The 12179-nt window shown below is 45.3% G+C and carries 11 protein-coding genes and 1 pseudogene; 4 read left to right on the forward strand and 8 right to left on the reverse strand.

What is annotated here, in order from left to right; all coding sequences use genetic code 11:
- Window positions 1-27 precede the first annotated feature (27 nt).
- From AC3RV5_RS03445 to AC3RV5_RS03460, 4 genes are all read left to right on the forward strand, one after another.
- Complete coding sequence (locus tag AC3RV5_RS03445) at window positions 28-1308, forward strand: sugar MFS transporter (RefSeq protein ID WP_489730585.1); 1281 nt, start codon at window positions 28-30, stop codon at window positions 1306-1308.
- Between the two features lie 88 nt (window positions 1309-1396).
- The gene (locus tag AC3RV5_RS03450; RefSeq protein ID WP_489730586.1) at window positions 1397-2578 is read left to right on the forward strand and encodes an AGE family epimerase/isomerase; all 1182 of its coding nucleotides are present in this window, start codon (window positions 1397-1399) and stop codon (window positions 2576-2578) included.
- An 18-nt stretch (window positions 2579-2596) separates the two neighbouring features.
- A complete protein-coding gene (locus AC3RV5_RS03455; protein WP_489730587.1) occupies window positions 2597-4828 on the forward strand; it encodes a GH92 family glycosyl hydrolase in 2232 nt (743 codons plus the stop codon).
- Window positions 4825-7089, forward strand: a complete 2265-nt coding sequence (locus tag AC3RV5_RS03460) for a GH92 family glycosyl hydrolase (RefSeq protein ID WP_489730588.1) — start codon at window positions 4825-4827, stop codon at window positions 7087-7089. The genes AC3RV5_RS03455 and AC3RV5_RS03460 overlap by 4 nt, the downstream gene beginning before the upstream one ends.
- A gap of 289 nt (window positions 7090-7378) precedes the next feature.
- On the opposite strand, the gene AC3RV5_RS03465 is transcribed toward AC3RV5_RS03460, so the two are convergent.
- From AC3RV5_RS03465 to AC3RV5_RS03500, 8 genes and pseudogenes are all read right to left on the reverse strand, one after another.
- Entirely contained in the window at window positions 7379-8335 is a 957-nt protein-coding gene (locus AC3RV5_RS03465; RefSeq protein WP_489730589.1) for a hypothetical protein, read from the reverse strand.
- Window positions 8336-8349: 14 nt separating this feature from the next.
- On the reverse strand, window positions 8350-8655 hold the full coding sequence (locus tag AC3RV5_RS03470; RefSeq protein ID WP_489730590.1) for a hypothetical protein: 306 nt from the start codon (window positions 8653-8655) through the stop codon (window positions 8350-8352).
- Window positions 8656-8735: 80 nt separating this feature from the next.
- Window positions 8736-8930, reverse strand: coding sequence for a zinc ribbon domain-containing protein (locus AC3RV5_RS03475; protein WP_489730591.1), 195 nt, complete (start codon window positions 8928-8930; stop codon window positions 8736-8738).
- Between the two features lie 68 nt (window positions 8931-8998).
- Window positions 8999-9661, reverse strand: coding sequence for a glutathione S-transferase family protein (locus AC3RV5_RS03480; protein WP_489730592.1), 663 nt, complete (start codon window positions 9659-9661; stop codon window positions 8999-9001).
- Between the two features lie 126 nt (window positions 9662-9787).
- A complete protein-coding gene (locus tag AC3RV5_RS03485) occupies window positions 9788-9898 on the reverse strand; it encodes a helix-turn-helix domain-containing protein (RefSeq protein ID WP_489732089.1) in 111 nt (36 codons plus the stop codon).
- A gap of 105 nt (window positions 9899-10003) precedes the next feature.
- Window positions 10004-10372, reverse strand: a pseudogene (locus AC3RV5_RS03490) (recombinase family protein); the annotation flags it as partial.
- Window positions 10373-11168: 796 nt separating this feature from the next.
- The gene (locus AC3RV5_RS03495) at window positions 11169-11555 is read right to left on the reverse strand and encodes a hypothetical protein (protein ID WP_489730593.1); all 387 of its coding nucleotides are present in this window, start codon (window positions 11553-11555) and stop codon (window positions 11169-11171) included.
- Between the two features lie 558 nt (window positions 11556-12113).
- Entirely contained in the window at window positions 12114-12170 is a 57-nt protein-coding gene (locus AC3RV5_RS03500; RefSeq protein ID WP_489732090.1) for a hypothetical protein, read from the reverse strand.
- Between the last annotated feature and the right edge of the window lie 9 nt (window positions 12171-12179).

Consider the following 12179-nt stretch of genomic DNA (forward strand, 5'->3'; position numbering starts at 1 on the left):
CGACTGGCCTTTAAAGAGTACTTAATTATGCCAGGACCGATTACACAATCCCCCCTATCGCTAGGTGAACCAGTGAAAAATAGTCATTTTGCTTTTGCGTCTATGACGACACTGTTCTTTATTTGGGGTTTTATTACTGCATTAAACGACATACTGATCCCCCATTTGAAAGCCGCTTTCGACCTAAACTACACCCAGGCCATGTTGGTACAGTTTTGCTTTTTTGGGGCGTATTTTATCGTCTCGCCTTTTGCCGGAAAACTCATCGAAAAAATCGGCTATATTCGCGGCATCATCACAGGTCTGTTGACCATAGCCGTTGGCTGTGGTTTGTTTTATCCCGCCGCCGAAGTAGAAATATATGCAGTGTTTTTGCTGGGGCTGTTTGTCCTGGCCAGTGGCGTCACCATATTACAAGTTTCAGCCAATCCCTATGTGGCCGTTTTGGGATCGGAAAAAACCGCCACCAGCCGCTTAAGTCTGGCCCAGGCAATTAACTCGGTAGGCCATACACTTGGTCCTATATTTGGCGCTGCGTTAATTTTTGCCAGCGTGGGTACAACACAAGAAGAAGTCGAAATCGGCGCTAAGGCCGTGCAATTTCCTTATTTGCTGCTTGCGGGCGTGATGATCGTCACCGCCATCGGGTTTAAATTTTTAAACTTGCCCGCTATTCAAACCCACGAAAATAAAAGGCAGGTCGCGACGTCAGACTCAATTTGGTCTCACAAAGCGCTGGTTTTCGGCACCATTGCCATCTTTTTATATGTGGGCGCAGAGGTGAGCATCGGTAGTTTCCTGGTTAACTATTTTTCCCAGCCAGACATCGCAGGGTTAAGTGAACGCCAAGCGAGCCAAATGGTGTCTTACTATTGGGGCGCAGCCATGATTGGACGTTTTGTCGGCGCTGCGTTAACCCGCGTCATTGCCCCTATATACGTATTAGCGTTTAATTCAGTCATTGCCATTATTTTATTGTTCACCACCATGAACACCCAAGGCGATATCGCCATGTGGACAGTGATTGCTATTGGCTTCTTTAACTCGATCATGTTTCCAACAATTTTCACTTTGGCAATCCGTGGTCTCGGGCCTCTTACGGGGCGAGGGTCAGGTTTGTTGTGTCAGGCCATTGTAGGCGGCGCTATTTTGCCCCTTATTCAAGGCTATGTGGCTGATAGCACTACCGTGCAATTTAGTTTCATTGTTCCGGTAGCAGCTTATGTTTATATCGCTTGGTATGCCTTGTTTGGCTCAAAACTAAGAACCGCCACCACCGCTGATATAGCCCGGGCGGAGCAAGCTTAATGAGATCTGCTATGAATTTTAGCACACCAACTTGCGCCGTCGCTGCGCAAGCAACCGAATTCAACAGTTAATTAGCGAGTAATATTCGATGAACTATTATAGTCCAGCATTTTTAATGACGCACTGCCAAGATATCTTGAATTTTTATGATCCACGGGTAAAAGACCCCAAGGGAGGTTATTTTCAAAATTTCTTAGATAACGGTGAACTGTTCGAACCAGGATTTAAGCAATTAGTCAGCAGTACCCGCATCATCGTTAACTATGCAGCGGCGGGGCTTTTATTTGAACGTGATGATTACTTGGCCATGGCCCGCCATGGTTTAGACTTCGTGGAACAGGTGCACTGGCAGCCAAATGCAGACGGTTACGCATGGACTTTACAAGACAATCATCCACAAGATATGACCCAACAAGCCTATGGTTATGCCTTCGTATTATTGGCCTATGCCGCTGCTCGCAAGGCCGGCATTATCAGCTCGAACGAGATGTTATTGGTCACCTACCAGCAACTAGAATCCCGCTTCTGGCAAGCTAATTTTGGCTTATACGCAGATGAAATAAGCCCTGCTGGTGAGCTGAGCTCCTACCGCGGACAGAATTCAAACATGCACCTGTGTGAAGCCATGTTGGCGGCTTATGAGGCCAGTGGTGAACAGCTATTCCTCGATAGGGCGCAAACCCTGGCTAATAACATTGCTTTTCGCCAGGCGGATCTCACTGATGGTCTGATATGGGAGCATTACACCACAGACTTTCTGCCTGATTGGGAATACAACAAAGACGATCCTAAAAATCTTTATCGCCCTTGGGGTTTCCAGCCAGGCCACCAAACCGAGTGGAGCAAATTGCTGCTGATCTTACATCGTCACACTCCTAACCCTGAATTAGTCGAACGTGCAAAGCAGCTATTCGATCGCGCTTACGATACATGTTGGGATACCACCCACGGTGGCCTAGTTTACGGCTTTGCTCCAGATGGAAGTTGGTGTGATGAGGATAAGTATTTCTGGGTTCAAGCAGAAAGTTTTGCCGCAGCTGCCATGTTGTTTTCAACCACTCAAGATGAGCGCTATTTAGGCCAATACAATGCCTTATGGCAATACAGCTGGCAGAACATGGTCGATCACAAATACGGAGCCTGGTTTAGAGTGTTACAGCGAGATAACGTCAAATATAGCGCGCAAAAAAGTGCTGCTGGCGCAAAATGTGACTATCACACATTAGGGGCGTGTTTCGAAGTCCTACGCACCTTAGGCAATACACGCTAAAAGTAAACGGATACGAACATGATCAAACTATTAATATTCATCGGCGCAGTGTGGTCGTTATGCGCCTGTACATCTCAAAAGGCTGCTGATACGCCTAAGCAAGACAATGTCTTCGACCCATTAACCTATGTGGATCCATTTATTGGCACCGGTGGTAAAGGTAAAACCTATCCTGGCGCCACCATGCCATATGGCATGGTGCAATTAAGCCCAGACAACGGGCGCACAGGCTGGGATTGGATTTCGGGTTACTTCTATCCTGACACGATCATTGCGGGTTTTAGCCATACCCATCTTTCTGGTACTGGGGCAGGGGATTTATACGATATATCCTTTATGCCCCTGACTCGCCCCTTTCATCTGCAAAGAACTGAAGGTGGCCCAGAACAAGGTACAATAGTGTCACGTTTTAGTCATCAAAATGAGCAAGCGTCACCGGGCTACTATCAAGTCTATTTAGACGATTACGCTATCAATGTCGAGCTAACAGCAGGACTGCGCAGCGGTTATCAACGCTATCAGTATGCTGGCGACAGTAGTGAAGGCGTGGTGCGATTAGATCTCGGCTACAGCCGCAACTGGGATAAAACCTTAGCCACCCATATTGAGGTCCTTAATAGCCAAACAATAGCGGGTTACCGTAAATCCAGCGGTTGGGCAAACGATCAAAGAGTGTATTTTTACAGCGAATTTTCCCAGCCATTTAACACGCACACCCTGATCAATGGCGACGAAAAAAACGCTGAAACTGGTGTTTCAGGAATAAATTTAGCAGCTGAATTTGATTTTGACTTAAGTGCGCTACCGGCGGATGCAAAAGTCGTCACAGTACGCACCGCCATTAGCTCGGTGAGCATGGAGAATGCCAAACAGAATTTATTCGCTGAAGGGGTCGTAAAAAGTTTTGTTCAGGTCAAAACACAAGCCCAACAGGCCTGGCGTGAACAACTCGGCACGATAGAAATCAGCGCCGAAAAAGACGACATGACACAGTTTTATACTGCCATGTATCACACTGCTTTAGCCCCTAGGGTATTTTCTGACAGTAACGGCGAATACAAAGGCCCTGATGGTCAAATTCATAAAAGTGAAACCTATCCTCGTTACGAGTTTTTCTCATTGTGGGACACCTTTCGGGCCTTACATCCCTGGAAAACCATAGTCGAGCCGAATCGATCCCGTGAACTGATGGCGTCCATCATGGATCACTACAAAGTGGCCGGGCGTTTACCTGTATGGAATTTTCAAGGCAATGAAACTGACATGATGATGGGCTACCACAGCGTGCCCGTGCTCATCGATGCTTATTTCAAAGGTTTGATTGATGCCAGCGGTGAGCAAATTCTTGAAGCCGCCTTACAAAGCGCAACCCAAAAAGAGTTTGGTTTAGAGAGCTACCAAAAGCTGGGTTATGTGCCTTTTGAAGAGCGCAGCTGGAATGTCTCTTTAACCTTAGAGTACGCCTTTGATGACTGGGCTATCGCACAGTTGGCTAAATCGCTGGGCAAAGACGATCTGTATGAAACCTACCATCAGCGGGGGCAGAATTATCGCACCCTGTTCGATGCCAAAACAGACTTCATGCGCGCCAAAGGACTTAACGGTGAATTTCGCGCTGATTTTGATCCGAATGCCTATCATCCGGAAGATTATTGCGAGGCTAACGCCTGGCAATATAGCTTCTTTGTACCTCAGGATGTGGCCGGTTTAATCGACATCATGGGCGGAGCTGAACCCTTCGAAGCCCAGCTTGATGCCATGTTTGAGGCTCAGCAAACCGTGGGCGAATTCCCAGAGTGGATTTCGGGTTATATCGGCCAGTATGTGCACGGCAACGAGCCCAGCCACCATGTACCTTATCTTTATCAATTCGTCGGCAAAGGCAGCAAAACCCAGAAATACGTGCGCCAAATCATGGATGAGCTGTACCATACAGCTCCTGATGGCTTATCAGGTAACGAAGACGCAGGGCAAATGTCAGCTTGGTACTTGTTCAGTGCGTTAGGTTTTTACCCCGTAAACCCTGTCTCTGGGCAATATGCTATAGGCAGCCCTGAAGTATCTTCTGCCAGCATACATTTAGAAAATGGCCATACCTTTAGGGTAAAAGCGCACAACCAATCGAAACAAAATGTATACGTGCAGAGTGTGAGCCTAAATGGCAAACCATTAACGCAGTTTTATATTACCCACCAAGACATATTAGCCGGGGGTGAATTGGTATTTGAAATGGGATCTCAAGCACAATGAAAGCATTACTCTGTATCGCATTAGGGCTTTTTACCCTTTCCAGCAGTCCGTTTTCACTTGCTCAAAATCAAGAAAAAAGCCCGGCGGATTATGTTAATCCCTTTATCGGTACATCTAACTTTGGTGCCACGCATCCTGGGGCGCAATACCCTCACGCTCTGACATCGGTCGCTCCGTTCAATGTTGCATATGAGTACCAAAAGCTTAACCCATTTGAAAAAGATTCGAGCTGGAACTCGCGGGTTTATATTCACGAGAATAAATTCCTAACGGGCTTTACCCATGTCAATTTAAGCGGCGTGGGTTGCCCTGAGTTGGGAGTGATTAATATTATGCCGACTGCCGGAGCCTTGGAGTTAAATGCACAAAAGTACGGTACCACTTACTCCAACGAACAAGCCAGCCCAGGTTATTACCAAACGACACTGGATAAATACAAAATCAAAGCCGAAGCCACCAGCACCCTGCGCACAGGCCTGAGCCGTTATACCTTCGAAGAAGGACAGGGCCATATCATTTTAAACTTGGGTTTAGGACTGACCAACGAGACGGGTGGGTCGCTGAAAATCGTATCAGACAGTGAGATTGAAGGTTCCCGTACAGTGGGGACGTTTTGCTATAACCCACAAGATGTACGCCCTATATATTTCGTAGCACGCTTTAGTAAACCCGCTAAGACGCTGGGAGTCTTTAAAAAAATGCCCGAATTCCAGGGCGTTGAAAGCGAATGGATGCAGCACAACGACAGCATCAAGCCATACCCAAATTATCGGCATGTGATGAGTGGCGACAATATCGGGGCCTATATGAGCTTTGATACTGAAAGTCAGCAGCAACTTGAGGTAAAGGTCGGTATTTCTTATGTGAGTATCGAAAATGCTCGCCAAAATTTAGTTGCAGAACAGCCAAACTTCGCGTTCGAAGATACCCGCGCAAAAGCGAAAAGTGCGTGGAACACATTATTATCGCGCATCGAAGTACAAGGCACTGATAACAATAAAACCCTACTTTATACGGGTTTGTATCACAGTTTGATCCACCCCAGTATCATTCAAGATGTGAACGGTGAATACCCCATCATGAGCCATCAACATACTGCACAGGTTGGTAATACCCAAGGAAAAAACCGTTACTCGATTTATTCACTATGGGACACAAGCCGCAACTTGCACCCGTTACTAAGCCTAGTGTATCCAGATATTCAATCCCAAATGGTTGACTCTGCATTGGCCATGTATCAAGAAAGTGGCTGGTTACCCAAATGGGAACTGCTCAGCATGGAAACCCAGACCATGGTGGGGGACCCAGCAACCGCCATGATTGCCGATACCTATTTGCGCGGCGTACAGACCTTCGATATCGACTTGGCCTATCGCGCCATGCAAAAGTCGGCGGATACCATTACCAATAACCCGATTCGTCCGGAAAATCAGGATTATCTGACCCTAGGGTATGTCCCGGTAGATAACGAAGAACTTTACGATGGCAGCGTATCCACGAGTCTTGAATACTATGTGGCTGATTTCGCCCTGGGCCGGCTGGCAAAGGTCTTAGGCCATAATCAAGATGCGAAAAAATATTTATCCAGAGCCCAAGGTTACAAGCACCTGTTTGATCCAACCACAGGTATGTTACGTCCTAAAAAACACAGTGGAGAATGGTTAACGCCATACAATCCTGAATTGGGGCGCAATTTCGAGCCCGCTCCTGGTTACATTGAGGGGAATGCGTGGAACTACCGTTTTTATGTGCCGTTCGACATACCTGGGATTATTCAGCTTTTAGGCGGAGATGGGGCTTTTATCGAAGCCTTAAACGCAACATTTGAAACTAAAAACTTCGATATGGGTAATGAACCCGATATTACCTACCCTTACCTGTTCAACTATGTACCTGGGCAAGCGCAACAAACAGCGCTTAAGGTACAAGGGCTGATTAACCAGTACTTCACTAATCAGCCTGCTGGGCTGCCCGGTAACGATGATGCAGGTACTATGTCCGCATGGCTGGTTTTCAGCTTGCTGGGTATCTACCCTATGTCGCCAGGAGATATGGATTACGCCACCACCAGCACAGCCTTTGATAAGATTACGATCCATCTCGATCAGGTTTATTATCCAGGTAAAATCCTAACCATAACGCCACTAAATAATGATCAAGAGCAACCATTGCATAACGGTAAAGTGCTTGCTCGTGGATTTGTAACCCATCAGCAACTCACCCAAGGTGGCCATCTGAATTTGCTCGCCCCTGACAATTAAAACGCTATAAGCCGGGCACACCTCACAAAGCCGAGCATAAGTGGGCTCTGCTTGGCTTATCAGCCTTGTTATATTTAATTTGGGGGGCATCTGTGCCTCAGTTAATGACAGCTGTGTTATAGCTTGATTGCCTCGCCTGAAGATAAATTCTGATTTAATCTTTTTTCTATGTAGGTAAGTTAGCTGGTAGGAGCGCTATATTGAAACGCCATAGTTGTCCGACAATTTATTAACAATTTTGCCTGCTGAAATTTAATGACTTTTACATTCTTAAACCTGATCATACTAACTAACGCCAGGTGATGTTCTCATGGGTATATCTACCGCTATTAATTGCGTTTTGACTGCTTGCTCCGATTTCACCCAGTTCCATTAGGGCGGGGCCGGTGGGCTCCATCAATAAATAATCTTTGCCCGCTATATTGTAAGCCAGTTCATTGCCCCGCAGCGGCAGGTTTATACCGAGCAGTGCATGGTTGGGCAGATACAGCATCACCAGTTCCACATCCGGTAATAAGGCACTAAGCAAAGTGGCAACCAACGCTGATTTACTGTCGCAGTCACCGCGATTGGTGGCAATAACCGTCAGGGGCGGGGCATACCCTGTGCCATTTGAGGTCAGGCGATTTTCCAATACATCATAGGGAATGCTTTGCACCCAACTGAGCAATAAATTGAGGTAATCCCGCACATCACTGTCTACTGGCACCATTTCATAGATGGCTTGCGCCAGAGGCAACAAGGCGGCTCTGTTTTCCTGAATGTAACGCAGATGATCGGGTTTTATGCCTTGCTGGCCTAAATAGGTTTGAAAATGAGCATAATAATTTTCATGCAAATAACGCTCAAAAGCCTGCTCTTTGCTTAGTTGCATCTGTTTTTGCCATTTCTTCAACATTTTCCTGGATCGGCTGGTGATCTCAATTTGGGTATCCTGACCTCGAGATTTAATCGTCACATGGGCATCTCTTGGATCAATCTTGCGCGCCGCTTTATGCAATTCCACGTAAACATAACGCTGGGCCAGTGCCGGCATATAACGTTTATGTACCTGGCTATTAACTTGCTCTTTGGGTAAAGACAGTATCAACTCATGGGGCAGGCCCAGCTTATCTTGCCAGGTGTAGTTGAAGGTGAACTGTTGATCGGTGTTTTGCTTGCTAAAGGCCAGTTGTTCTCCCTGGGCACAACCCAGCACCAGACTAAGGCAAAGCCATAACCCTGGTGCTGATTTTAAACGTAGCATACAGATCTCGTCAGTTAACTAAGCAGTTTTTTATGTAAAAAACCGTTGCGTTCAACGGCATCGACTAAGGGGATAAACCCCGCAGGGGTAGACAAGTTAATATAGCCTGACTGGCGCTCTAATAAAATGTCGTTAAACTGGACTGGGCGCGAAGGGGCGGGTTTGCAGGGGATTGTCAGGTCATCAACATTGGCCCACTGTGAAGGGCCGCCCGCAGCAGAAAAAGCGATATCCAGTTCGCCGTGATCCACTCGGGTAGCAAATCTATATTGGCTCAGGTTTTTGAGCACCAGTTGCAACAATTCACGTTCATTTTCCATACTTATTAACTTTTTTTGCAACGACTCGGATGCGTGAAATATATCAATCAAAATGGGGCTCCAGTGGCTAGTAATTTAGTTTATTCGCTGTCAGTACGAGCGATAATATTGAATGACTGATCTATACCCTCAGTGATCAGTATTTCTATCGGACTGCAGCACACCTGGCAGTCGACTATTTGCTGTTGGCCAAGATCATTTTCTGGGTCAATTTCAATGTCATTGATTTCCATGCAATATGGACAGCTAAATTCGGCATTAGAGGTAAGGCTCATAGGGATCTCCTGTTAGAGCCGTATATGGTAAAGGATTAACCCTGCTGGAGCATACCGTTTCTGCAAATTTATTTTTGTGAGTTGGCTACATACTGCTGAAAGGCCAAATTGGCTTGTTTACGATCTACGGCAATCCGTTGAACGCTGGGCAGTTGATTGAGTTTATTCATCAGCTCTTTTGCCCCAGGGGTCAAAGCCAGTAAATCTATCTCAAATAACTTATAGGCGACGATGGATGCCAGATCGACGCTATATAAAAACATAATATCCGCGGCACTGAAACTGTTGCCGGCAACGTAGGGGGAGAATTGTGCGAGACGAGTCAAACCTTGCATTCCTTTATATAAGGCTTTTTTGACTTCTTTGCGAGTTTCATCACTGACCTTGCCACCAAAGAAGGCTTCAACGTGACAACGCCTGGCAGGCAACTCAATATATAACTCAATGAACTTAACCAGTTCTTTTACTCTGGCCTGGGCAAACGGATCGGCTGGGTAGAGTGGATTTTCAGGATGACGGGCGTCTAAGTACTCCATGATGATGTTAGTTTCTACAATTATGCCATCATCGGTTTCCAGGGCTGGCACCTTGCCCATTGGGCTTTTAGCTAGAAATTCGGGTTCTTGATTGGGATAGATAGTGACCACTTGGTATTCCAGGCCTTTATGGGCCATCGCCAGTTTGAGCATATTGTAATAGTTACTAACGTCAAATCCGTAGAGTGTGAGCATGTTGGTTCTTTCTTTTGTAGGTTGTACATAGATGATCGGGTAAACGCCCCCTTTTATCAACATTGAATAAATGATAGTTAGCTATAAGGGGCCAGTGGAAGACCCCCAAAAAGTGACGAATCTGAGTTAAGACACTTTAGCCGATTCAATATACTTATATAAAGTTGACTTAGAAATTCCCATCATTTGGCAAATTTGCTTCACTGGGTGTTTTTTCTCTTCATACAACTTAACCACTAAAGCCTGCTTATCTTTATCAAGAGATTTGGGGATACCACCTTTCCGGCCTCTCGCTCTTGCTGCTTGGCGTACCGCGTGAGTTCTTTCTCGTATCGAGTTAGGCTCAAATCCGGCAAGCGCACCGAAGATAAGGAAAATGAGTTTTTCTGAACTTGACGATGTATCGATCGCTTCTTACAAACTTTTCAGCCCCATGCCTTTTGATTCCAGCAACGTTACCATTTCAATGAGATCTTTCAGTGGCCAGCTTAAACGATCTAATCACCATACAACTATCGTGTCACCTGTACGAGCATTGCTCAATACTTCTTGCAGTCCTGGGTGTACCGCTTTAGCGCCGCTGATATGATCTTCCAAAATACGTTCACATCCAACTTTAGTGGGTGCGTCTATTTGAAGATCAAGATTTTGATCATCAGTCGATACTCTGGCGTAACCTATTAGCATAAACCATGACTCAAAAGTTAACATACTCGTTAATAACTAACATATCGTTACCCCCTTATTAGTGTGCAGGTTACCCGAAATGGCCAGCCGACCTATTGTGAGCATCTGTCCACGCCAAGCAAACAGGTGTTAATCTTGGTTCACTTTTAAATGCAAATATATGGATGTTTTAGTTCAAATTTAGATGCAAACTAACAATTCAGCCTACTGGAAGCGGCATCTATATCGTTAAAACACTGCCTCGCTTCTTTCTTGGTACGACTGGATCACCTTATTAGCCGAGCTTATTTTCCTGCTTAGACAAAACGATATGCAGTATGGCAGGCAACACAGTTATTCATTGCAATGCTTATCTGTCTAATAATGTGTTGGTTATCTTTTAATCTTTCTGCATCAGAGGCGATCTCATCATATTTTTTCGCGTATCAAAGCCCAGCGTCTTCATTTCAACTGGACGTTTTCTAAACAAGGAGACGGGGGGAGCAGCTTCTGCTGCCATTCCTGATGACTTTGCGATAGTGGCTACGGCGGCAAAGTTTTGTGAAGACACTGCTGCCAATATGGCTTGTGATTTTTGTAGCCATGCTCACATCTCAAGTAGCAAATTATTTCGCTCGTTTTTGCCCAGTTGCACTGCTAACCGCCCATCATCTGAGGGTTTGACTTCTCCTACGGTAAATTTGTAGGAACACACAACCACTACTATCGACAGTAGCGCGACCAGTAACTAACTTAATTTACATAATTGCATAACCATTACTAATTGATGGCGTTATGGAGGACTAACGTTTGAGGTGAACGGCAGCCATAGCTTGTCCTACTAGGCATCTGGCTTAACACTGTAGCGTTTTTTCCTACTACTTAACCATCCTAATCCGACAAACAGAACGAGCCATACTATGGTTCGTAAAGACATAGCGCGAAGGCTATCAACAGCAATTGAGTTCCCTTTTGTATACAGAAAGTAGATTGCTACCAGTACGATAAGATTCAGACCAAATATAGCTACTGCCATATACATGCCTTGTTTGAGGTTACGCCAAGCGATGATAGCTGCTGCGAGATACACGATACCCATTACTGTGTTATAGATTAGCAGTGGTCGAAAAACGATATATCCTGGGTCGGAACCGAGTAGGACACGTGTACCAGCAAAAATTGTCGCAAGACCAAATAATGCGGCTACGATTATTAATATGATTTTCATATGCTTCCTATCAATCTTCAGTTATCTTTATTGAGCAATATTTCCGCCAGAATGCCGACGGGCATTAGCATTCCTGTGAGAGCTAGCCAATACTCCCACTAAATGATCAATTTATGAAACGGTAAGCGCAGTAAGAGATAACCAACGACGATATTCAAGAACGCAAATAAATTACCGCGAACCTGAGCCAGTTGTGACTCAAAGTGTTTCCCGGTACTGACTGTGTTGTCGATTGCTCTTTATCAGGAGCAAAGTCCCGAAGGTAGATCAATACGAAGCCGAATAGCATCAAACCGACGATGATCAGTAGGCCGACAGATATATTAAATTTCCCATGTGCCATTTTCGATCTCCGAGTGATTTTAAGAAATCGAACAGCTTATAAATCAAGTAGCCTAGCAATGTATTAATAAGATGCGCGACCTTTTATACATTATCAGAACATGAACCTTTTTTTGATGCATTGACTTATATCACCATACTTCATAAGTCTTTTATTAATGATGTAAGTCAGGTACTGGGTAGACGCTAATGTCATCGTCCTTTTTTACCAAGTAATTAAAAATATAAGGATCTACTATTGACGATAATTACGTCGACTTCAACATGCGCCACATCGATTGA

It is taken from the genome of Paraglaciecola sp. IT1134 (assembly GCF_058068185.1).